This window comes from Peribacillus sedimenti (assembly GCF_046237635.1).
In the GTDB taxonomy this organism is placed as follows: domain Bacteria; phylum Bacillota; class Bacilli; order Bacillales; family DSM-1321; genus Peribacillus; species Peribacillus sedimenti.
In genome coordinates this window covers 4307743-4331220 of record NZ_CP143547.1, presented here as the reverse complement: position 1 = coordinate 4331220, position 23478 = coordinate 4307743, and the positions used below count along the sequence as shown (strand labels likewise).

Sequence of the window (23478 nt, the reverse complement as noted above, 5' to 3'; positions counted from 1 at the left end):
GCTGGCTTGAGGATTTGCAGTTTTGCATGAAAACCCTTCAACATGTACAGGAGATATCAATATGATAAAGAGATACACCAATCGGGGGTGACGATATGGCAGTTGTAAAAGCTAGACAGCAAGATATTGACTTGATGGCGAGATTACTGAGAGCGGAAGCTGAGGGTGAAGGTAAACAGGGAATGCTCATGGTCGGAAATGTAGGGATCAATAGAATAAGAGCAAACTGTTCTGATTTTAGAGGGATTAGGACCATTTCGCAAATGGTCTATCAACCGCATGCTTTTGAGGCAGTTCAGAAGGGGTATTTTTACCAGAGGCCCCGTGAGTCTGAAAGAGCCTTGGCACGCAGGGTCATTAACGGGGAGAGATTATGGCCCGCCAGATTCAGCTTATGGTATTTCAGGCCACAAGGGAATTGTCCTTCTACCTGGTATGACCAGCCGATAGTTGGACGCTATAAACTTCATTGTTTTTATGAGCCAACCGGGGAAGAATGCGAAAATGTTTACAATGCATTATAAATATTTTGATAGGATTAAGCATGATAAAAAAGCGTAAAGCCTGGCAGCAGAGGCTTTACGCTTTTTTAAAAGAAATCAAGACTTTAAACGGGCTTCATTTATCACTCGCCCCATCTTAAACCGACGGAAAGAGAACAGCAATTCTCCTCATGGAGCGGATTGATTCGCAGATTAAAAAATACACCGGTAGGCGTGAAACGAGTGGTGACAGGCACCCTGACTCCAATGGATCGTACCAATCTTTGTACAGCTGGGTCATCGCCTTTTTGAGCACTCGCCATAATCTGCTGGGCAAATTGTCTATTCTCAAGGGAGTTTAAAAGTATATTTGCCTGTGCAATGAGTTCACGAAATCTTTTAACGGAAATTTGCAATGTTGAAACATCTAGGGAAGGAAACTGCTGTCGGAAAGGATAGACTGGTTGGGCTGCATGACTCATGTAGCGAAAGGGGAAGCTCGGATAATGTGTTTCAGGAAAGTACATAGGGGAATCTCCTCTCAGTTTACAATGGGCACTATACAATATATGAGACTGAGAATGAAGGGTGCCACCAGTGATAATTGCAGGTGGTAAACTATTGTATGTAAAGAAACTGGAAGGCTAATTATTGCAGACTATTAATGGTATATTTAATTATAGAGAAAATTCTACCAATATGACAAAAGGGAGAACAAATATGGGCGACCAGGACCATTTATCGGAGCTGACGATTCTTAAGGAAATTGCCGAAAAACTAAATGAGGGAACGGATATTAATCAGACATTATATCAAGTCTTAAGCCAGCTTCTTGATGTAAGCGGTTTTGAAACCGGATGGATTTTCCTGTTTGATGAGAATGGAAATTCAACCCTGACTGCCGCCAAAAATCTCCCCCCGGCTCTTTTGAATACCAAGCATAAGCCGATGTGCGGGAATAATTGCTGGTGTGTCGACCATTACAAAACTGGAAAATTATTAAAGGCCACAAATATTTTAGAGTGTAAGAGGCTGGAGGATGCATCCGAACAAAATTGGGGGGATACGCTGGGGCTTACCCATCATGCCACTGTTCCATTACGTTCCGGCGAAGAAAAATTTGGCATAATGAATATTGCGTCCGCTGGCAAAGGCAGATTTAAAAAGGAGGAGCTCGCGCTTCTTGAATCAATTGCATTTCAAATAGGCAACGCTATCAAAAGGATCCGTTTAACTGAGCAAGCCAGGGAGGTGGCTCTTATAGAGGAACGCAACAGACTTGCCCAGGATTTGCATGATTCGGTAAATCAGCTGTTATACTCCATCACGCTTATGGCAAAAGCGGGTTCGTCCAAAGGGGGCCAAGATAAGGACGTCTTTGAACAAATCCAGAGTATATCCCAGCATGCACAGGCGGAGATGAAAGCCTTGATTTGGCAGCTGCGCCCCAAGGGTCTTGAAATGGGAATCATATATGCTCTGAATGGATACGGGGACATGCTTGGTGTTCACGTCGATACCGCTTCCCAGGGAGTAGTGGGACTTCCTGCTCAAATCGAGGAGTCATTATGGCGCATTGGCCAGGAGGCAATTAATAATTGCCAAAAACATGCAGGAAAGAACGAAATATTTTTTGATTTCTCATTTAAACCGAATCTTGTTATTATGACCATTCGAGATGAAGGCTGTGGTTTCTCGCATAATCCGGATCTGGAGCTGCCTTCTAACGGCCTAAGGAATATGAAGAACCGGGCTGAATCCTTACACGGGAGCTTCACTTTGGAAACAGAACCAGGGAAGGGAACTGCCATAATCGTGTCTATTCCATTTTAGGAGGAAGGTTCAATGTCCATAAAGATTTTAATTGCGGATGACCATCACATTGTCCGGAAAGGCCTTGTGCTGTTTTTCCAGACACAGGAAGGCCTTGAAGTGGTAGGGGAAGCTGAAAACGGACAGATTGCCATTGAAAAAGCGAAGGAGCTTAAACCTGATATCGTCCTGATGGATCTGTCCATGCCTGTTTTGGACGGAGTTAAAGCTACAAAGATCATATGTTCAGAAAACCCTTCCGCCAAGGTGATGATCCTCACCAGTTTTTCAGATAAAAATCATGTACTGCCTGCTCTGGAGGCTGGGGCCAGCGGGTATCAGCTCAAGGACAGCGACCCGGAGAAGCTGGTAGAAGGCATACATAAAATTGTGAAGGGTGAAAATGAGCTCGATCCCAAAATAACCTCCCAATTATTATCACATTTACAGGAAAAAGATAAACTGAAGGAGGAACTTACGGCACGTGAAAAGGAAGTATTAAAGGAGATTTCAAAAGGTAAGAGCAATAAAGAAATTGCAGCCGATTTGTTCATTACTGAAAAAACAGTGAAAACTCACGTCTCGAACATCCTAGCCAAATTAAACTTACAGGACCGGACCCAGGCAGCCCTTTATGCCGTCCGTCATGGTCTGGATAAATAAGATCTTGCGCTCCCATTCAAATCTCTGTTGATAATATCTTGATACTTGCTGGATATTTTTCATTCAATTCTTTGCATTAGGACACATTGTTCATATATATTTCAGTTATCAATCAAAGGGAAGGTGTCTTAATTGCAGCTCAGTGTGCTTGATCAGTCTCCCATTTCCAGGGGAGCAACCTCCAGAATAGCGCTGAAGCAGACAGTGCGTTTAGCAAAGATAACTGAAGAGCTTGGGTATACCCGTTTCTGGGTCGCAGAGCATCATAATACGAATGGTTTAGCGAGCTCTTCGCCGGAAGTCCTTCTTTCCCATATAGCCTCTCATACAAAATCAATAAGGGTGGGCTCTGGAGGAATCCTGCTGCCTCAATACAGCCCTTATAAGGTGGCTGAAAACTTTCAGACTCTGGAAGCTTTGTTTCCGGGAAGAGTTGATCTTGGAGTCGGCCGTTCTCCGGGAGGCTCACCTGTTACCAGGCTCGCCTTGACGGATGGAAATATCAGAAGCTTGAATGAATTTCCCCGCCAATTAAGGGATTTGCAAGGATTTGTTAATGGGTCGCTGCCAAAGGACCATCCGTATTATCAAGTAAGGCCCACGCCGATTACGGAAGAAAAACCAGAGATGTGGCTGCTGGGAATATCACATAGGGGAGCCAGATTAGCTGCAGAAATCGGTACTGCCTTTACATATGGACATTTCATTTCTCCTGCAGACGGACAGAGAGCATCCGAACTATATTTTAGCAGTTTTCGCCCCTCCGTTTCGTTGAAAGAGCCAAAAATGAACGTTTGTATCTTTGTGATATGTGCCGATAGCCAGGAGGAGGCTGAGAGATTGGCGATGAGCCAGGATAGATGGCTTTTGAATGTAGAAAAAGGGCTGGATACCAAAATCCCTTCCATTGAAGAAGCAGAGAATGCCACTATGAATGAAAGCGATCGGGAAAAAATACTGCATAACAGAAAACGAGCCATTGTGGGAACGCCTGAAAAAGTAAAACAGGAATTAGAGCTTCTGCAGGAAATTTATCAAACCGATGAATTCATGATTATAACCAATGTCCATGACTTCGATGCCAAGGTCCATTCCTACGAGCTTTTGGCAGAGACCTTGTTGAAGTAGCATACCAATGCCCTGCGCCTAATTGGGTGCAGGGCATTGGTATTGTGGCAGTAACATTTTGATGCCGTTCGTATCAAGAATAAGACTAAGGCTTCAACACTACCTTTATTACCTCATCCTGGTGGTCATTAAAGACTTTATAGGCGTCACTTGCCTGGTCTAAAGGCACTTTATGTGTAATGATTTCAGTAGGGTCGAATTCACCATTGGTAATTTTATCGAATAACATTGGCATATAATGAATGACAGGGGCCTGTCCCATTTTCAAAGTAACGTTCCGTTCAAAGATATTTCCGAGCGGGAACATATTATATTTGGAACCATATACACCGGTTAGCTGGATGGTGCCAAATTTTCTGACTGAATTCAAGCCCAGTTCAATTGCACTAAGGGTGCCGCCTTGAAGCTTCAGTTTTTGTTCCACTGCTTCGACGACTGATTTTTTTCCATCCATCCCTACGCAATCAATTACAACATCAGCTCCGCCTTCGGTTATTTCTTTTAAATAGGAACCTGCGTTATCGTAGTCCTCAAAATTAATCGTTTCTACATTATTCATTCTTTTTGCATGATTCAGCCGATATGGCAGGTTATCCACTGCTATGACACGTTTTGCACCTTTCATCCAGGCGAATTTCTGCGTCATTAATCCTACAGGGCCGCACCCGAGGACAATGACAGTGTCTCCATCTTTTACGCCGGAGTTTTCCACACTCCAATAAGCAGTGGGCAATACATCCGACATAAACAGAAGCGCTTCATCCTCCAGTTCGCATGATTCGGGAATCACGAATGGCATGAAATTTCCGTAAGGTACCCGTAATAGTTCTGCTTGTCCGCCGGGATAGTTTCCATACCTTTCCGTAAAACCAAAATAACCGCCGGTATCTGCAATCTCTTTGTTTGGATTAGAGTTGTCACATTGGCTTTCCATATCGTGCTGGCAATAGAAGCAATGGCCGCACGAAATATTGAAAGGAAGCACTACACGATCTCCCTTCTTTACTCTCGTAACTTCAGGGCCAACTTCCTCGACTATTCCCATAGGTTCATGGCCTATGACATATCCGGGGTGTGTCGGCAAAGCCCCCTGGTAAATGTGGAGATCTGACCCGCAGATGGCTGTCGATGTGATTCTGACAATGATATCATCGTTCTTTTGCAGAGACGGATCTTCTACCTGTTTTACTTGTATATCCTTTGCCCCTTGGAATGTTACTGCCTTCATTGATCACCCTCCTAAAGTATGGATTACATATGACATATACCCACAAATCTTCTTCCCTAAAATTTTGGGGCTAAACTAAATGATCCAATTTAAAATCCGCCATGCAGTTTAGAACACGCCGGATTTCTGAACATGATTTTAAAATAAATTAAGAGGCGCTGCTGTTTCGCTCGGCCAGCACCTTATTGTAGATAGCTGCAAGATTGGCAGCAACATGCTTAAATTGATGCTTTTCCTCGACTATTTGTCTGCCCGTTTGTGCCATGGCCCCTGCCTTAACGGGATTGGAAAGAAGTTGGTTGATGGCCTCTGCATAGGCACCGGATCGATCGTATTCCTGGATTATAAGTCCGTTTATGCCGTGTTTGATGATTTCGGGATTTCCACCCCTGTTGGAAGTAATGATCGGAATTCCTGCAGCCATGGCCTCAAAGTGGATTCGAGCGAGCGGCTCATGCCATTGCGAGCTGCAGACGAAAAGATCTCCCATCGCCATAATCTCAGGGATCTTATCTTGAGGAATATACCCTGTGAATGTCACATGTTTCCCATAATTTTGTGCTTTTTCATGTAAGGATCTTACATATTCATTGACCGTATTATCACTGAACCACTTGCCTCCGACAATGGTCAATACAGAATCGGGGTGCTCGGACAATACATCTGGCAGGGAATCTATTAGAATGTCGGGTCCCTTTGTTTTACTTAATCTGCCAATAAAGAGTATAACTTTGCTTTCCCTCAGACCGTATGCTTTACGGGCTTCTTCCCGCAACATACGGCCGTACCCGGACCAGGGGGGAGAAAATAAGGACAAATCTACTCCGGAATATAGAACATGCACCTTTGCTTCCGCGTGAGGATATCTTCCAATAACACAACGCTTTATATATTCGCTTACAGCAGTAATGGCATCTGCGTGTTTGATAGCCTCCAGGCTGTCCTCACGGCATATTTTCAATTCAGAAAACATATCGTTGTGGAGGCTTAAAACAAATGCACTGCCTGGCGCAGCATGTTTATACATCGCTATATTTTTGGGACGGTTACATACATGTACCAAATCAAATTCTCTTTTTCTCAGTTCACCGCAAACCAGCTGCTCGTACTGATCCCTGGGAAAACGAACATATTCAAGCGAAGGCTTGGTCTCTCTGTCAGGCAGGTTTGGATCGGTTATCGAAAATACGGTTACATCATGATGTTGGATTAAGAATGGTAAAATGCCATCTATCATGATCTGGATGGCCCCGCCTCTCACAGCAGGAGAGGGCAGTTTCTCGGTGCATATAAGAGCTATTTTCATACCTTATCAGCCTTATTGATATAATCTACTTGTATTGATAATCCTTCTTCAAGCGAGACCTTAGGACCATATCCAAGCAGCCTGTTCGCTTTGGGAATATCCGCCCATGTGTTCAAGGGTTTGCCATAGAGCTTAAAAAATCTCAATAATGTTAAACAAAGATGGGAGCCTGCTATGGATCCGGTTAGCCCTGTTACCAGGATTCTCATGGCCGGGCTATCCCGATATAAGATAATCCTGTACTTCTTACACTTTGCGCGTCAATGCAATTTCGGGCATCCATTATATAGGTTCCTTTCATCCATTCCTTAACCTGACGCCAGTCGAGCTGCACAAACTCATCCCATTCGGTAGCAATAATGACACAATCAGCATTGAGAATGGAATGCTCACAAGTTTCCTGCTGCGTCACGTTTTTCAATTCTGGATGGGGGAATTTAGCTCTGGGGTCATAGACCTGGATCCTGCAGCTATGCTCACTTAATCTTTTAATCAAAGAAACGGCCGGTGAATCCCTTGTGTCATCGGTATTTGGCTTGAAGGCAATGCCCAAAACAGCCAGGTTTTTATCTGTTAAATCTTCAAAATACTCCAATAACTTATCTATATAAATGTCAATTTGTGTAGCGTTGACGTTTTGTATTGCCTGGAGAATATGTGGAATAACGTCCCTGGATTGTGCAGAGTGTTCCAATGAACGAACATCCTTGGGGAAGCACGAGCCGCCATAGCCCAAGCCTGAGGAAAGAAAGAGAGGCCCAATTCTTGGGTCGGTACCGATGCCATCTTTGACATCTTCAATATTCACTTCGTATTTATCACATATCCTTGAAATTTCGTTTATGAAAGATACTTTGGTAGCCAGAAAAGCGTTGGATGCATATTTAATCATTTCTGCTCCATTCAGCGAGGTAAGTATGATTGGTGCATCAATGCCCTTATACACTTGCTGCAAAACGGAGAAGGAAGTAGTATCCGTGTCTTGTTTCCCTATTACAATTTTATCGGGATGAATCATGTCATTGATGGCACTGCCTTCTTTAAGGAATTCAGGGTTGGACACTACATCGAAAAGTTCGGGAGCTAATCCTTTCCGAAGCAAAGCTAGATAAACTTGTTCATTTGTACCGGGAGGAACCGTACTCTTAATAATGATCGTTTTATATGTTGAGGTCGCCTCAGCAATCGTATCAACAGCTGATAAAATATAGCGTAAATCAGTACTGCCGTCCGGGCGTGAAGGAGTTCCTACTGCTACAAAAATTACAGAGGCGGCCCTCACACTTTCAGCTGGAGAAGCGCTAAAGCTTAAGTTTTCCTGATTCTTAGCTATTAGTTCTTCTAGCCCCGGTTCATAGATTGGAACCTCTCCGCGTCTCAGAAGATTAATTTTGTCCAGGTCAGTGTCCACACAACAAACAGTATGCCCGCGATCGCTTAGGACAGCCGCTGTTGTTAATCCTACATATCCCGCTCCTATAACACAGATTTCCATGGCGTGTGTTCCCCTCTCTTAAGCTCTAAGATTTTATATCTTATTAGCAGGAAAACCCAATTGCTATGGCATTAGCCCATATCCGGGAAAAAGAATATAAACAAATGCCTGTAAGTGAGAGAGAAATAAAAAAGAACTGCCTCATAGGAATTCTATGGACAGTCTTGTATATTTGCGGATTCATTTTTATTCATCTTCATCGTCTTCGTTAATAAGAGCAGTAGCCTCCAGCGACACCGGCAGATCTAGGGAAGTGATCCTGTTGATGGATATAGGCACCAGCAAGTTCCCAAACTGGTAAAACTGGTCAATATGAAAATAGGCAATTCCTTTTGTTCGATTGAACTTTCGGAATTTGGCATTGTACAATGTTTTATGATTCATATGGACATTTACTTCCGAACCTGGGTCCAGCCTTTGCAATAATTCGGAAAAATCGTGCTCTTGGGCCATTGTAGTTGTAACCTCCTAACAGATAGATTCACCATTCTTTAATATAGTTTATGCGGCTTATGCCTTAAGGGCATGAGCTATCACCCATATCCTTTGAATGTTTAGGTGTTCTCTGCATTTCGCACCCCATTCAAAAAGTCAGCTAAATTTGTCCTTATGGATTCTCTTAAATGGGATTTTATTGTGTCCCTTTTAGTCTTTTGCGTGGAGGATATTTCGAATTGATTCACTGGCAGGGGAGGGGCGGCAAATGCGGCGGAGATGTTTTTCCTGGTTTTTTGTTCGCGCTTTTTCTTTAGAGCAGATAGCATTTTTCGGTTCCATATAGTTTTGCCGGATCCCTGGGTTATGCTTGTATCAGGTGTTGGCAGCTCCATCTCCTCTGGTGAATGGGAGGAATGATCAGCAGCAGCCTCAATGGCAATGGAATCGGGTACGGTGTCTTCGCCGTCCTTAGCTATGTTACTTGATATGTTGGGGACTGTTTCATATCCTTCGAGCAATTCCGTTACTTCTGCCTCATTCCAGACCTGCAAAACATCTGAGGCGACTCTGTCCCATTGATATTCGGAAAGGGCAAGCTGCCGGCCATTTTCTCCCATCCGTTTCATAAGCAGCCTGTTTGATAGGATTTCAGAAATTTTTTCAGCGAAATCCGCAGGAGCTTCTGGATTGTCTACAACCAATCCATTTTCCCCTGGTATGATAACCTCGGGGTTGCCTCCCCTCGCCGTAGTGACGATAGGAAGCCCGGCTGCCATAGCTTCATAGTGAACCCTTGCCAGCGGCTCCTGCCATAATGAGGTGCACACAAATAAATCCGCAGCGGCAAACCAATTTTGGATTTCATTTGGTGCTACAAATCCTGTAGAAACGACTGGTATATCAAGTTTTTCTGCAAGGGCTCTAACATAAGCTATATAGTCTGTCATATCATCCTTGGAGAACCATTTACTGCCGACTATGACGAGGGCTAAATCACGGAATTTCTCACTGAGTTCCGGCAGAGCACGGATTAACCTGTCAACCCCCTTGTTATGGGACAGCCGGCCAGCGAATAATATGACAGTCTTATTGTCCAGGCCATTTGCCCTGCGGAGCTCATTTCTGATGTCTTGCATTTTAGGTGAATGCCCTGGCAAGAACCTTTCCGTGTCTACCCCTGAATAAATCGTCCTCAATTTTGGATCTGCCTGGGGATAAAGAGTTCTGATGACATTTCCTACATAATTGCTCACGGTTACAATCCGTGTTACTTCGTGCAAAACTAAGTTCGCTTCTTCAAAGGAGATTTTGTTATGGTTGAACATGTCGTTATGCATGCTGAGAGTGATTTTGGATTTTGGCGCTGCTTGCCGGACAGGCAAAACCAAGCGAGGGCGATTGAAAATGTGTATCAGGTCAAATTCATTTTGTTCGATATATTTGCAAACTTCTGTATGGTACAGTTCAAATATTTTTCCCGGAACACGCACATAATGTACATGATCAAGCGTTTCCTTATCTGGAAGGGATGGATCGCTGATTCCTAATACTGTTATATCATGAGCCTTTTTTAAAAAGGGAAGGATTCCGGATATATAAGTTTGGATGGCGCCGCCCAACACTGGAGGAACCGGAAGCTTCTCTGTGCTGATCATCAGTATTTTCATATTCCTATAGCTCCCTTCCAATCATTTTTTAAAGCTTCCAGTGCAGGCCATTTCGTTTTGTCCGTATCCATGATGGACTGTATTAATTGGACGGTCGAGGGTTCTTTTAGAAATACTTCAGGTTGATAGACCATTTCCTTGATGTTTTTATAAAACTCATTTGGCAGGGATAAATCAATCATCAGCAAATCGTATAATTCTTCGGTAAGCGGGTTTGCTTCATGGTACGCTTTTATCATTTCCGTGATCCAATGGACATCCCAATTGCCAAGGTCAGCCATTGTCCCGCTAATGAGCTTTCTTAAATCCCGAATGGGAAGGTCGTAAGCTACCCCATCCAAATCAATGATCCACATGCCGTTTTTTCCCATTTGCCCATTTGACCAGCCATAGTCCTGATGAACCAGCCCCCAATATTCATTTCCGTTCTTGGCCAATTCCCAATAGCTTGACTGAACCAGCATTTCATGGCTCGTTTTGGCCTGTGTTTCGAATTTGTCGATGACGGCTAGCAAAGGCGCGCTTGCCGGGCAATGAGGAAAGGCAGCTGCAATGTTCCTGAACCAATTCATTTTTTCTATTACCTTTTTATACGTTTTCGGCCATTTATGAATCCTGGTCGCTATTTCAGCTTTAGGTGGAGGGCTGTAGCCTTTGCTTAAGTGGTGAAATTCTCCAACCGCGCGGCAAAGATGCTTAGCTCCCTCCAAATCTTTGCTGACAGGCTCAAGCGGTTCAATCCACTCCGCTACAAACCATAGTTTATCGCCCGCCTCAATGAAATTTTCCCCTTCCTTTGTTTTCACAATGGGAGGGACCCTTGCATGTTTAACACTCACTAAATACTCTTGGGCTGCAAGGCTAAAGAGGCTTCTTCCTGGTCTGCGATGCAGGAGCTTCAAACTTTTTGGCCCATGGTCCGTATTGAGCTTCCAGATTGCGCCGCCCTTATCGGATTTTGTAGTGACCACTTCCATGGAATTGACTGAAAAATCATAATGTAACAGGACGTTTTGAGCCATTTGTTCAATATATTCAGGTACATAAAATTCATGGGTAAACTCGTGGGTTTCCCACGGCTCTATATATTGAGTCACTGTCTCCCTCCTTTTAAATATTGGATGAACCGGATGGCAGTCCTTGCTGAAGTTACAGCTTTTTTCTTTCTTACAGGGACTTGATTTTCTTTGTTTTTTACCAACCTATGCTCCGGATTACTAATTGTATAGGACAGCAACACAAACACGGCGATAATTTTGTTATATTTGTCCAATAGAGACACACGGGAGGCGGACTTGAAATAAAAGGACTGGAAATAAAGGGGAGGGATAGGAGAACTGTTAGGCGGCTTCTCTAACAATAGAAAAACCTTCCTGCTATGTACAGGAAGGTTTTCTAAATCTATTACTTGGCAAGTTTTAATACATTTTCGGATACGTAGAAATCTTTGCCGTTGTACACATGGACCCCGTTAACTGAAATGGTTTTTTGTACATTTTTGTAGCTTACTTTGACATGATTTTTGTTTGCTGGAATCTCAAGCTTGTACCCTTCTTTTTCTGCTATGAACACCGGATTGCTGGCATTTGTTACATCAATACGCATTGTATAGCCCTTTTTCTTGAAGGATTCCGATGCGCCAATATAAAGTTTTTTAGTTAGAATTCCTAAATCAAAACCCATGAACTTCGCAATTTTCTTGGCGATATCGGTATTCTCGATGATTCCTGTCGGCCTGGAAGGACCATAGGAGAATAGGAAAACGTCTTCACCTGTATGACCGCCTGTTGTAAACCCGAGATGCGCCCGATTTGACAGCATTTTAGACATATCTGAAGTGATGTTGGCCGAATTTTTCAGCGTTTCCAGTTCTTGTGCAGTCAGATTGTCGAGTCCATAAAGATCTGCCACTTCTTTTAGATTTGATTTATCTTCTTTTAAGAGGTTTTTTGCGCCTTCAACCGTTAGTTTTGCCTTCTTTAAAGGATCGATATATGTGGAAACGGGAGTTTCAGAATAGGTTGTGTCAGTCAGCTTGCTTCCGATTGATATACCGCTGTTTCCATGGTCCGCCAATGCGATAACCATTGTATTTCCATCTTTTTTGGCGAAATCCAGTGCTTTTTTTACGGCTGCATCAAAGGCCAATACATCGCTGATTATCCCAATCGGGTCATTGGCATGTGCTGCCCAGTCGACTTTGCTGCCTTCCACAAATAAGAAGAAGCCATCTTTATCCTTATTTAAGGTCTTAATTGCCTTATCTGTCATGTCCGCAAGAGTAGGCTGGTTCGGTTTAGCCGACGCGCGGTCAAAGTCATATGCAAGTTCATTTGGCGCGAAGCTGCCCCAAATCTTGCTGGATTTAGTGCTCAAGAGGCCATTCTTGTCTTCTACGAAATCATATCCCTTGGCCTTTAATACCTTTAATAGGTCTTCACCGTCTTTCCGCGAGTTCTTTCCGGTTCCGGCGGAAAGGGCCTCTCTACCGCCTCCGAGGACTACGTCTATATTCTGATAAACTTGCTGTTCTGCTATATTATCGTACTGTGATCGATGTGTAGCGTGGGCGGAATATGCTGCTGGTGTAGCATGCTGGATTTCCGACGTTGCTACTATGCCGGTAGCTTTGCCTAATTGTTTCGCGCCCTCCAGCACATTTGCTACGGGCCTGTGTACATCTTTTTCACTTACGGCGCTCACGCCAGGGGAGTTTACAATGGATGGAAGAATACCGATTAATTTGTCATTTGATTTATTTCCCGTAGCAAGTGCTGTTCCTGCAGGAGCCGAATCTGTGATTGCTGACTCGGCGGAGTATGTCCTGACACCGCCGGAAGCCATTTCATCCATAGCTAGCGGCTTGCCGCCTTGGTACCATCTTGCCAGGGTCGTAGCAGTTGAGCTTGTCCCATCCATAACGATCATAATTACGTTTGTTGGTTGTTTGCGCCTGTTGTCTGCTTGCACATCTTCTTTCTTTGCAGCCAATCCTAAAGAGGAAATTGCGACTGCGCCGGCTAGGGTGACCCCTACAATTTTTCTGCCGAAAAATGTACTCAAATAAACCCCTCCATTTTAAAAAGTGGCGACTGACCGTTGAAATTGATAAAAAATTGGTTTACTTGACACATTATGAATCGCGAAAATCAAAGGCGGCCACATAAAATCAATACCAAATCGTTGCACGAACAATGCAGCTGGCAGTAGTTGTACTACTCTATTTATAAATTGGTACAATGGTAGTATTATCGTTTCAGGATGAATCCTGTCGGCCAAAGAAAAGTTTGTTCCCTGGCTTTATAATAGGGCAGGGAACGGTTTGCTCGAGCAATATGGCCATGAATCCTATACAAAATTGAACCTAATCCATAAACCAGCCACATTTTTCAATTCCATGATATGCTAATATTTGTCATTTTCAAATAAAAATTCATTGTAGACCCAGCAAAAAAACTGTAGAATTCACCATAAGGTGATATCATTTGGACGGTGATTATGGTGGAAATAACAAAACATTTTTTCTTTAATCTCTGCTTACTGCTGATATTGATGTTTGCTTGTCTGGCATGGTCGGAAGGATTCCAAAAAAGGCCATTTACCAGAAAATCAGCCATCTTCTTCTTTATTGCTTCCATTTTGCTTTGCTTTCTATTCTCCTTCAATTCTTCATCGGGTCTTCGTATTGATTTGCGGACAATACCTATACTTATCGGTGGACTGTACTTAGGAATCGGTCCTTTATTATCCTTAATCGCCATAGTTGTGCGCGGGTTATATGGAATAGACCCGGGCTTCTATATAAATTTCTTCTTTTATGGAACATTAACTGTTTTTATGTGGCGCATCCATCCGTGGTTTTGGAACCAAACCCCGAGGCGCCGGATCACTGCCTCAGTATACATTGCTATAATTATCAGCTTTTTGAATGTGGTGTGTATTGAAATCGTAAGTCCGCCGAGCGGGGTATTCGACCTCTGGGTTGCTTATTTGATAGTGCCTCCCCTTGGTGTTTATCTCATTACCTATGCCATTGAATTTGTCGTCCAGAATCTGAATATGTATAAACAATTGATCAAAACTGAGAAGCTTCAGGCAGTCGAGCAGATGGGAGCAGCAATCTCCCACGAAATACGAAATCCGCTTACTGCAGCGATGGGCTTTGTCCAGCTTCTTCAGGAAACCTCCATAGAGCCCCATAAACGAAAACAATACTTATCAATCGTTAAGGAAGAATTAGAGTCGGCCGAGAGGGTCATCCAGGATTATTTGACCTTTTCCAAGCCTTCGTTAGAATATATTGAAGAAGTAAATATTAAAAAAGAACTAAGGCATGTTCTAAATATTTTACAGCCGCTGGCAAACCAAAATTCGGTACAGATTTCCACCAGCTTTGCTGTATTGGGAACCATCAGAGGCGACAGGCAAAAGTTCCACCAATGCTTTTTGAATATAATTAAGAATGCCATTGAATCTATGCCTGGCGGCGGACATTTAACAGTAGAGACTGATTTTAACCAAACCAGTGTATCAGTCGAGATTAAAGATACTGGAACAGGCATGTCAAATGAACAGGTTAAACGGTTGGGGGAACCATACTATTCCACCAAAGGGGCTAAGGGAACGGGACTTGGCATGATGGTTACATATGGCATTGTGCGCGCCATGGACGGTACGATTGATGTAAAAAGCGAGATTGGGAAGGGAACGGCGTTTCGTGTGTCATTTCCTGCACAACGCCATGTGAATAAACTGGATAACTAGTGGTTTGATGTCTGGTAATAGCGGAGGTGAGGGCCATGGAAAAGGAAGATATATTAAACAGACTCCGTAATCACAGACCTAAGATACTTGGGAGTGAAGGGTTTTCCAAATATGCTGTGCTTCTCCCATTAATTGAAAAGGATGGCGAGACCCATATATTGTTTGAAGTGAGGTCATTGGAATTAAGAAGGCAGCCCGGAGAAATTTGCTTTCCTGGAGGACGAATCGACCCTCAGGATGCAGATGAAGAAAGTGCCGCAATTAGGGAAACAATTGAGGAATTGGGAATTAGAAAAGAAGATATTTCTGAAGCTTTCCCGCTTGATTATTTTATATCCGCATTTGGCATGATCATTTATCCGTATGCAGCGTTTATTAAGAGGCCGGAGCACATTAGTCCAAATCCTGAGGAGGTTGGAGAAATTTTTACGGTTCCAATCCACTTTTTTATAAATAATCCACCGGAAGTGTACCGTGTAAATTTTAAAGCCGAGCCAGAAGAAAACTTCCCTCTTGAACGGATTGCGGGCGGGGGAAATTATAACTGGCAAACACGCAGTATGGATGAGCATTTTTACACGTATGGCAATAAAGTTATTTGGGGCCTGACGGCAAGAATCCTCAGCCATTATATTCAAATTATGCGACAATAAACACCGGACCTCCAACTTGCCCTGTATACCTTCGCTGAAAATAGCGAAACATAAACATTCAGGCAGCCTTATCTGCAAAATATCGTTTAAGAGAGGGTCGGAAATTATGGTCAATGTTGATAAAACCAAATTCAATAAAATCCAGCAGGAACACAAATCAGAATACATCGGGACGAGAGAACAATACCCGCGGAGGGGCAAAAACGACCCTGGCTACAACAATCAAATGAACACGGATAAACATCCAGGAGCGACAGGGAGAGACTTTCCCTCAGAAAACGAATTCTAAATCTTATATATTACAGACCTTCTGACGGAGGTCTTTTATTTGTCTGTAATTCCCCTAAATCTGTAGGTTCCAGAGCAGATTTAGGGATTTTTTTGATAATTTTTGTAAAATGTTATTGAATAACACAGAATTAATGGTTTTAATGTTAACCATACAAGCAATAAAAATTTTAAAAAAGCGGCTATTTTTGAGTAATAAAGAATCAATCCAAATATAAAGGGAGAAATCAAATGACATTATTAGGGATTATTCGCCATGGAAGTACTGCGTGGAACAAAGAAGGCAGGGCACAGGGAAGTTCGGATATACCACTGGACCGGGAAGGATTATTTCAAGCGGAAAAATTAGCAGACAGGCTTAGTAAAGAAAACTGGGATTTTATTTATTCCAGTGATTTGCTTCGTGCTCAAAAGACAGCAGAAATAATAGGTGAGAAGCTAGATATTCCGGTAGTAGTTGACCAGAGGATCCGTGAAGCAGGCGGAGGGCAAATTGAGGGTACAACCGTAGAGGAAAGAATCCAGAAATGGGGCGATAATTGGAGGGATCTCGATTTAGGGATGGAGACAAACCAGAGTGTAGTCTCCAGGGGCCTTTCTTTCATTAACGAGCTTATACAAAGACATCCCGATTCGAATGTCCTGATTATCAGCCATGGTTCCTTCATAAGACAGCTGCTGGAGCAATTGGTACCGAAGTTAACAAAAACAGAACGGCTGATGAACACCTCGCTCACTAAAATAAGATTAACAAATGATGTTTGGGAAAATGAATTATATAACTGTACGAAGCATTTAACGGATCACTGACTGGCACACTCTGGTCTCGGGAACATCCACAGTTTTACAGATGTATCGAATTAGAATGACATTTAGTCAGCATGGATAATCGAGGCGTCGATACAGTACATCAGAAAAACCGTTAATGCAGCATTGCAAAAGTGATAGGAATCATGCAGCAAACATATTGAAAGAAGATTACTGATGGGCCACTGGTTAACACGGCACATAATAGGGAGCGTAATGCATGGAAAACTATAGCTGGCTGGTTAAAAAGCAGAGAGAATTCTTTAATCAAGGAGCAACGAGAACTGTGAGCTTCCGCATGAATGCTCTTGCCGCGCTGCGTACCTGCATCGAAAAAAACGAGAGGGAATTGATGGAGGCATTAAAGCTGGACCTGAATAAAAGTGAATTTGATTCTTATTTGACTGAAATAGGGATCGTCCTTTCAGAAATCAGCTTTACGATGAAGCATCTAAAAAAATGGGTCAAGCCAAGAAAAGTGAAATCGACTTTAACTCTTATCGGATCCAAGGGCTATATATATCCTGAGCCTTATGGAGTGTCGCTTATCATCGCTCCTTGGAATTACCCTTTTCAGCTTGCTGTTGCACCGCTGATAGGAGCGATCGGTGCCGGAAATTGTGCGATATTGAAACCTTCTGAACTAACGCCCCGAACCTCCGCATTATTATCGAGATTGATCAGCGAGAGTTTTCCGGAGGAGTACATATGCGTAGTCGAGGGAACTGCGGAAACAAGCACGGCATTATTACAGGAAAAGACCGATTATATCTTTTTTACGGGAAGTGTCCCTGTCGGCAGGATCATCATGGAGGCAGCGGCAAAAAATCTGACTCCTGTGACACTTGAGCTTGGAGGCAAGAGTCCATGTATTGTTCATGAGGATGCCAATTTAAAGCTTGCTGCTAAACGAATAGCGTGGGGAAAGTATATGAATGCAGGCCAAACCTGTGTAGCACCTGATTATCTGTTTGTACACAGCCGAATAAAGAATGATTTTCTGAAGCTTTTAAGGGATGCGATTATTGAATTGTACGGAACGGAAGCATTATCCAGCAAAGAGTATACCAGGATTGTCAGTGAGCGTCATTTCAACAGGCTTATCACTTTTCTTGACGATGGCCAAACGTTCCATGGCGGACGCCATGACAGAAACAGGCTAGCTATAGAGCCGACAATCCTTACGAATATAACGTGGGATCACAAGGTTATGCAGGATGAAATTTTTGGACCAATACTGCCAGTAATGGAATACAACGATGTATCAAGCATCATTACCCAGGTCACCAACAGGCCAAAGCCTCTGGCTTTATATATTTTCTCTGAGAGTGAACGAATCCAACAGCAGATTTTAGACAATATTTCATTTGGGGGCGGCTGTATCAATGATACAGTTTATCATCTAAGCTCTCCCTATCTTCCATTTGGCGGTGTAGGTGAGAGCGGTATTGGTGCTTATCATGGACGAGGAAGCTTTGATGTTTTTACGCACGAAAAAAGTATATTAAAACAGACCACAAGATTCGACATTCCTTTTCGTTATCCGACAACCAAGAATGCCTTGAATAAAATTAAGCTATTCATGAAGTAGAACCAGAAGAAGCCTTTAAATCCCATGCTTAAAAGTTCAGCTGGAAATTTATTTTTAGTCAATCTTTAATGAAGCAGTTATTAAAAAACATTCCCTCTAAACGATATTAGTTATGTAGCTACTAGGAGGGGAACTTTGTGAAGAAATTTCTTTTAACTTTTATGATTGGTGGTTTATTAATTCTGACTGGATGCGGACAAAGCAGTGCTGATCCTGTTCAAAGCTTTGTATCGAATATTGGCACGGCTCACGTTGAAGGAGATGACGTTTTCTTTGAGTATAATGGCGAATACCATGTGGCTAAAGGGCAGCGCAGTGTGTTTGAAAAGACTCAAGGCGAATCCATGATCATCATTTCGATGTCTGATGGCTCTTATATAATACAATCAAACAATAAAAACGTTGCCAATCAAAATGGGTATGATCGTGCTGCAAATAAACAAAAAGAAGATGACAGGCTACAAAAAGAGGAGCAGGATAGACAAGCTCAGATGCAAAGACAACAGCAATTGCAAGATGAGAAAACAGCCTACTTACGAAATAAAGAGATAAGCCAACAAAAGCTGGACCAGGCTAAATTAGATCTCCAGGCTGAAAAACAGACAACCAATCTGCAAATGGCACAAGACCTTTTAAAAGCTCAAATAGCCAAAATCAATGCTGAAGTGGAAAAAATCAGATCCGAAATCGGGCAATAAAATCCGGGAGCTCTTTGGGGCTCTTTTTTTAACCCTGTGATATATAAAATGTTGTGAAATTCTTAAGGCGGCTGGATCTGAATATGAATGATCAAATAATATTACTAGTTCCTAACAAGGCGGGTTGTTGATTTAGGAGCAACAAATTACAGCCCTGACTGAAAGCGAAGGGAATTGAGCGATCTTTACCCCAACGACATGCTCAGTTGTGCGAGCTTTCAAAAAGAGTGTAGCCAAGGCATATTCTAAGATATATCTAACAAATAGTGCGTAATTCAAAACATAAAATAAATGGTGCCCTTTTTGGGCTGCGTCCATCCTGTATTACTTAGCACTTGTTTTCTGAGCAATGGAATAGAACATGATTTCTCAAGGTTTTCTTTAATCATTTGTATGGAGCATAGGAACTTGAACCCCTGACCTCTACAGTGCAGAGAACAAAAGAATAGGTCTTCAACAGGTAAATACTTATCCACTGAGAGATAAAATTTAAGATGATTTAAGATAATTTTATTAACGGGAGGATTTCCGTATAATAAAGAAGAGAAATCTGTAGCAGAAATGAGAGATACAAGATGATAGAAATCGAAAATGATTGGTTAAAGGTAGAAATAGAAAGTGACGGAGCAGAAGTCCGTAAAGTGAAGCATAAGAAAAATGGGATAGACTATATGTGGACAGGAGATGACGCTTACTGGGGACGGGTCTCCCCGGTTTTATTTCCGATAGTTGGACGTTTGAAGGGAGATCAATATCAACTCAATGCTCAGACCTATAAGATGTCACAACATGGCTTTTTGCGTGATGTTATATTTGATCTGGTCAATCAGACGAAAACAAACGTTTCTTTTTCGTTTGACTCTGCTGGACGTTTCGCCAATATTTATCCCTATGAATTTAAAGCTTTCATTCACTATACACTGATAGAGGATTCACTTAACATTCGATGGGAAATAGTGAATGAAAACAAGGAAGAAATGTACTTTTCCATTGGGGCTCATCCTGCTTTTAGGGTTCCGCTTTTAGAAAATGAAACAATTGAGGACTACAGTTTACACTTTACTGCTGCTGCGAATAAGAATGTGATGGAGTACGAGCTAAAGGATTCTCTTATTCATAAAAAAGGACCTGCAGATGATATTTCCACCGTTAAACTCACTGATTCTCTATTCATAAATGATGCACTTATTTACAGTAATATTGATTTAATTACACTGTTATCAAATAAATCGAGTCATGGTGTAGAAGTAATGTTTGAAAAATTTCCGTTTGTTGGCATATGGTCAAGATATATGGATGCTGATAATACGATGGCGCCGTTTGTTTGCATTGAGCCCTGGTACGGCATTGCCGATACATATAATGCATCCGGGAAACTTAAGGAGAAATTTGGAATCAATAAACTTGAAATAGGTGAAACGTTCCAAGCCGAGTATAAAATGAAGTTTATATGATTGTTTTAGCAGCATTTTTTATTACAGCCTTACCATGAAAACAAAACTTGAAAAAGGCAAGACAAAACAGTCCCAAAAAACAAATTTGTAAAACAATAATCTGGTGGGAGTTTGGCGTAGGGTTGTGGATAAAACCGAATTGCAATCCCCTCTCCCTTAAAAAATGAGGTAAAACTGTTAAAAGCCCTTATGCCTGGCATAACACCAAGAATGCTGGTGAATCAGCTGCGCGAGCTAGAGCATGATCATATCGTAAAAAGGCAAGTATCCGCCAAAAGTGGAGTATTCACTCACTGAACAAGGACAGCCTTTAAATGCCATTCCTGGATTCTATGTACGAGTGGTGCTATATAGAAAATGTAATTGATCTACATTAAATATAAGTGCATATACTACATAGCATCCTTTCAACTAAAGATCACAAGTATACGTCAATACGTCTGGACTTGTGGTCTTTTTTTTGTACCTGCAGTGATTCAGTTTATAAACAAACGAAGCAGTACAATCCGAAAACATGTAAATAATATCTGTAAGTCGTAAAAATTGTTGTTATATATTTCGGGTAAGATTATGAATACATTTGTTGAAATTTTGTCTGGTATGTTATACAGAAAAAAACCTTGATTGCTCAAGGTTTTTTTAGAAAACATATATATGGAGCATAGCGGGCTCGAACCGCTGACCTCTACGCTGCCAGAGAAGAATAGTGAATTCGATTGTAACAGATGTGTTGATATAGTGGGCTACATTGGCATTCGATTAATGATGATGTTGTTTCGGTGGGTTTATTTGGGCACAATTTGTTTTGGTTGGTCCCCGAATTGTCCCCAGTCCCCGGAGAATAGCATCTGGCTGTCGATCTGCAACTTTGAAGTTTTTCTTGATCAGATGTGCTCTTTTACTCTTCCGTCAAAACGTTAATAGGGGAAAAAGCCTCACTTAACTTCATACCTCGAAATCGATTTTAAGGGAGCTAGCTGCCGTTTTAAGCCATTTAGTTATCGGTTAGATATCAGAGTTCAAAATAATCAAATATCGTTTGTATCTAACTCTACGAGTGCTATACAAATTTCAGCAGCCCTGCTTTTGTAAAATTCTGTGGTTAATAGTCTGCATATTGCAGGCTTTTTTTGTGAAACGAATATATGTTTACTGTACGGGTATTTATTTACCAAAATGTAGTTGATTATACACCACGGTAGAATATTTACGCTATCGATAAGCAAGTGACGTATATGTTAATATATCCGGTATTTCTTATGAGGAATGAGTGGTTAACTTCACGGCTATAACCTTAATCTTGCAATCAATTCATCAAAACAATATTTCATTCAATATACACGGTCAGCTTTATCTTTGCCTTCAACAAACACCAGTATTCGCTGAGTCACTAATTGGTCCAGAACCTTACATACTTTATGATAGTATTTTGGTTTAGCCAAGAATAACGTTTTGAAGATATCATTTTTTTTCTATCAGCTGTTCGCATATTTGCCTAGCACTGCCGGTGTCTTTGGAAATAGGCGTGACAATGGTGCCTTCCAAAGGGCTAGAAGGTGCTGGTACCCCATATTTTCAGGAATATAAAGGACACTCTCTTATTTGTAAAAATATTCAAACGATTATGATAATTTAGCAGAAACTATTTTGTAACAAAAATTTTAAAAACATTAAAAACTATTATAGGAGTGCCTGTTCCAGGAGTATTAACAAATGGTACGGAGGCTATCGTTAATTTTTTATTTACACAAAAAAAGAAATCTTAAGGCGAATATAGAATATTTAGTAAACATAACTGAATATTGGGGAAAAATACAATTTTTGTCGGCTGGTCGTCGTCCCGTACAGACATTTCAACCATTATCCGCGACGCCTGGCATTGGCATGAGCATCATCCACATGGCTACAAAAGGAGCGGCTCGTTTATGATTTTTGCTTATGTGGAGGAGCTTATCCGAAAAGCCTGGCAGGCCGGGCTGATTGAAAAGCGATACCAGGTGTATGCTAAGGGCATGCAAACCATCCAGCCCGCGCCAATCACCGGATTTACCGGTAACGCTTGGAAGCGAGGAATGGTTCCTTCAATTGCGGAGCAGCCGAATAGCGTTCCCAAAAAGAATGAGCGATTTGAGATGGCTTGGATACAAAAATATTCATAAGATCCGCTGCAAATATTTCCTTATCTTCTAGAAACGGCGGCATGATCCCTTTCGCTTCAGCTTCTTCGGTCAGCCGTTCTACAAGCTCTGGAATGGTGAGTGCCGATACGTTTTCCTCCGGCTTGATAAAATCGTTTTGCTTGAGCAGCGCGAGCAGCCGGTTTTTGAAGTCATGGGGCTTGCTGTACTGCCGGCACGCTTAAAAGAGGATTTAGCCCAAGTCGCCGCATTTGTGGCCGGCGGATCAGAACAGCTTAAAAGCGAACACCGTGACTGGGCGGAGGAGCTCCGGCTAACGTATGACAGCCGGGGCGACGCTGAAGAATTTGTTCGTCAGGCTATTGCGGCTAAATTTTTACGAGGGCAGGAAGACTGCGGGGTATTTAAGCAGACAAAAGAAGGGAACGACGGGTTCAGACGTTTCCTAAACCGACTTTAACCGATTGGAATGAAGAAATGCTACCATTAAGTTACAGAAATCCCAAAATGCCTATTTTTTGGGACATTCTTTATATATGTCAACTAACCCTACCTCTAATTTATCGACAATACATCGATTCCTGCTCTCTTTCGCAGTATCATTCTTTCATCTACCAGAATGAAACTGTAACTACGAAGAATCCCCCTAACTCTTGTGCAGTCTAGACAATGTTGGCTGTTTATCATCCACAGTCAGCAGCACCCTTTATTCTTCTTTCTCTCGCTACAGTGCAAAACTTTTAATTCTATAATCACTCCCCTCTCTCAATTTTTTTATTATAGATATTTTAGATATGCCTATTAAGCATTTCTTGATATGAGATATAAGCAATAGAATATATATATATAACACTTTAGAATAAAGA

General features: G+C 42.1%; 23 protein-coding genes and 1 pseudogene. 14 read left to right on the top strand and 10 right to left on the bottom strand.

Going from position 1 to position 23478, the window contains the following annotated elements; all coding sequences use genetic code 11:
- The first annotated feature begins 95 nt into the window (after positions 1–95).
- The gene (locus tag V1500_RS21300; protein WP_409302394.1) at positions 96–524 is read left to right on the top strand and encodes a cell wall hydrolase; all 429 of its coding nucleotides are present in this window, start codon (positions 96–98) and stop codon (positions 522–524) included.
- A gap of 101 nt (positions 525–625) precedes the next feature.
- Here V1500_RS21300 and V1500_RS21295 read toward each other — a convergent pair whose 3' ends face one another.
- Positions 626–1009 (bottom strand): hypothetical protein, encoded by a 384-nt coding sequence (locus V1500_RS21295; protein ID WP_409302392.1) that lies wholly within the window; start codon positions 1007–1009, stop codon positions 626–628.
- Positions 1010–1202: 193 nt separating this feature from the next.
- Here V1500_RS21295 and V1500_RS21290 point away from each other — a divergent pair, with 193 nt between their 5' ends.
- The 3 genes from V1500_RS21290 to V1500_RS21280 all read left to right on the top strand — a co-directional run bounded on the left by V1500_RS21290 (position 1203) and on the right by V1500_RS21280 (position 4085).
- Positions 1203–2315 carry a GAF domain-containing sensor histidine kinase gene (locus tag V1500_RS21290; protein ID WP_409306070.1) on the top strand — a complete coding sequence of 371 codons (1113 nt, stop codon included), beginning with the start codon at positions 1203–1205 and terminating at the stop codon, positions 2313–2315.
- Between the two features lie 12 nt (positions 2316–2327).
- On the top strand, positions 2328–2957 hold the full coding sequence (locus V1500_RS21285; RefSeq protein ID WP_409302390.1) for a response regulator: 630 nt from the start codon (positions 2328–2330) through the stop codon (positions 2955–2957).
- Between the two features lie 132 nt (positions 2958–3089).
- Positions 3090–4085 (top strand): LLM class flavin-dependent oxidoreductase, encoded by a 996-nt coding sequence (locus V1500_RS21280; protein ID WP_409302389.1) that lies wholly within the window; start codon positions 3090–3092, stop codon positions 4083–4085.
- An 85-nt stretch (positions 4086–4170) separates the two neighbouring features.
- Here the strand turns inward: V1500_RS21280 and V1500_RS21275 are convergent, their stop codons facing one another.
- The 8 genes from V1500_RS21275 to V1500_RS21240 form a co-directional block, all read right to left on the bottom strand.
- The gene (locus V1500_RS21275) at positions 4171–5313 is read right to left on the bottom strand and encodes a zinc-dependent alcohol dehydrogenase (RefSeq protein ID WP_409302387.1); all 1143 of its coding nucleotides are present in this window, start codon (positions 5311–5313) and stop codon (positions 4171–4173) included.
- A 148-nt stretch (positions 5314–5461) separates the two neighbouring features.
- Positions 5462–6619: a glycosyltransferase family 4 protein gene (locus V1500_RS21270; RefSeq protein WP_409302386.1), complete on the bottom strand. Its 1158-nt coding sequence runs from the start codon at positions 6617–6619 to the stop codon at positions 5462–5464.
- Entirely contained in the window at positions 6616–6828 is a 213-nt protein-coding gene (locus tag V1500_RS21265) for a hypothetical protein (RefSeq protein WP_409302384.1), read from the bottom strand. Before V1500_RS21265 ends, V1500_RS21270 begins: the two co-directional genes overlap by 4 nt.
- Positions 6825–8114: a UDP-glucose dehydrogenase family protein gene (locus V1500_RS21260; RefSeq protein ID WP_409302382.1), complete on the bottom strand. Its 1290-nt coding sequence runs from the start codon at positions 8112–8114 to the stop codon at positions 6825–6827. The genes V1500_RS21265 and V1500_RS21260 overlap by 4 nt, the downstream gene beginning before the upstream one ends.
- Positions 8115–8300: 186 nt before the next feature.
- Positions 8301–8567 carry a hypothetical protein gene (locus V1500_RS21255; protein WP_409302381.1) on the bottom strand — a complete coding sequence of 89 codons (267 nt, stop codon included), beginning with the start codon at positions 8565–8567 and terminating at the stop codon, positions 8301–8303.
- Positions 8568–8668: 101 nt separating this feature from the next.
- Positions 8669–10219: a glycosyltransferase family 4 protein gene (locus V1500_RS21250; protein WP_409302379.1), complete on the bottom strand. Its 1551-nt coding sequence runs from the start codon at positions 10217–10219 to the stop codon at positions 8669–8671.
- Positions 10216–11316, bottom strand: a complete 1101-nt coding sequence (locus V1500_RS21245; protein ID WP_409302377.1) for a CotS family spore coat protein — start codon at positions 11314–11316, stop codon at positions 10216–10218. The genes V1500_RS21250 and V1500_RS21245 overlap by 4 nt, the downstream gene beginning before the upstream one ends.
- 307 nt (positions 11317–11623) lie before the next feature.
- Positions 11624–13282 carry an alkaline phosphatase gene (locus tag V1500_RS21240; RefSeq protein WP_409302375.1) on the bottom strand — a complete coding sequence of 553 codons (1659 nt, stop codon included), beginning with the start codon at positions 13280–13282 and terminating at the stop codon, positions 11624–11626.
- Between the two features lie 435 nt (positions 13283–13717).
- Between V1500_RS21240 and V1500_RS21235 the strand changes: the two genes are divergently transcribed.
- From V1500_RS21235 to V1500_RS21200, 8 genes and pseudogenes are all read left to right on the top strand, one after another.
- Positions 13718–14983 carry an ATP-binding protein gene (locus tag V1500_RS21235; RefSeq protein WP_409302373.1) on the top strand — a complete coding sequence of 422 codons (1266 nt, stop codon included), beginning with the start codon at positions 13718–13720 and terminating at the stop codon, positions 14981–14983.
- 35 nt (positions 14984–15018) lie between these two features.
- Positions 15019–15636, top strand: a complete 618-nt coding sequence (locus V1500_RS21230; protein WP_409302371.1) for an NUDIX hydrolase — start codon at positions 15019–15021, stop codon at positions 15634–15636.
- A 106-nt stretch (positions 15637–15742) separates the two neighbouring features.
- Positions 15743–15925 carry a hypothetical protein gene (locus V1500_RS21225; protein ID WP_409302370.1) on the top strand — a complete coding sequence of 61 codons (183 nt, stop codon included), beginning with the start codon at positions 15743–15745 and terminating at the stop codon, positions 15923–15925.
- Between the two features lie 230 nt (positions 15926–16155).
- A complete protein-coding gene (locus V1500_RS21220; RefSeq protein ID WP_409302368.1) occupies positions 16156–16734 on the top strand; it encodes a histidine phosphatase family protein in 579 nt (192 codons plus the stop codon).
- Between the two features lie 217 nt (positions 16735–16951).
- Positions 16952–18322: an aldehyde dehydrogenase gene (locus tag V1500_RS21215; protein WP_409302367.1), complete on the top strand. Its 1371-nt coding sequence runs from the start codon at positions 16952–16954 to the stop codon at positions 18320–18322.
- Between the two features lie 137 nt (positions 18323–18459).
- Entirely contained in the window at positions 18460–19020 is a 561-nt protein-coding gene (locus tag V1500_RS21210; protein ID WP_409302366.1) for a hypothetical protein, read from the top strand.
- A 575-nt stretch (positions 19021–19595) separates the two neighbouring features.
- The gene (locus V1500_RS21205; RefSeq protein ID WP_409302364.1) at positions 19596–20474 is read left to right on the top strand and encodes an aldose 1-epimerase family protein; all 879 of its coding nucleotides are present in this window, start codon (positions 19596–19598) and stop codon (positions 20472–20474) included.
- 177 nt (positions 20475–20651) lie between these two features.
- Positions 20652–20851, top strand: a pseudogene (locus V1500_RS21200) (winged helix-turn-helix transcriptional regulator); the annotation flags it as partial.
- A gap of 954 nt (positions 20852–21805) precedes the next feature.
- On the opposite strand, the gene V1500_RS21195 reads toward V1500_RS21200, so the two are convergent.
- On the bottom strand, positions 21806–21865 hold the full coding sequence (locus tag V1500_RS21195; protein ID WP_409306069.1) for a hypothetical protein: 60 nt from the start codon (positions 21863–21865) through the stop codon (positions 21806–21808).
- Positions 21866–22399: 534 nt separating this feature from the next.
- Here V1500_RS21195 and V1500_RS21190 point away from each other — a divergent pair.
- Together V1500_RS21190 and V1500_RS21185 are read left to right on the top strand one after the other, a co-directional pair.
- Complete coding sequence (locus tag V1500_RS21190; RefSeq protein WP_409302362.1) at positions 22400–22633, top strand: hypothetical protein; 234 nt, start codon at positions 22400–22402, stop codon at positions 22631–22633.
- A 136-nt stretch (positions 22634–22769) separates the two neighbouring features.
- Entirely contained in the window at positions 22770–23072 is a 303-nt protein-coding gene (locus V1500_RS21185; RefSeq protein WP_409302360.1) for a hypothetical protein, read from the top strand.
- The last annotated feature ends 406 nt before the right edge of the window (positions 23073–23478 follow it).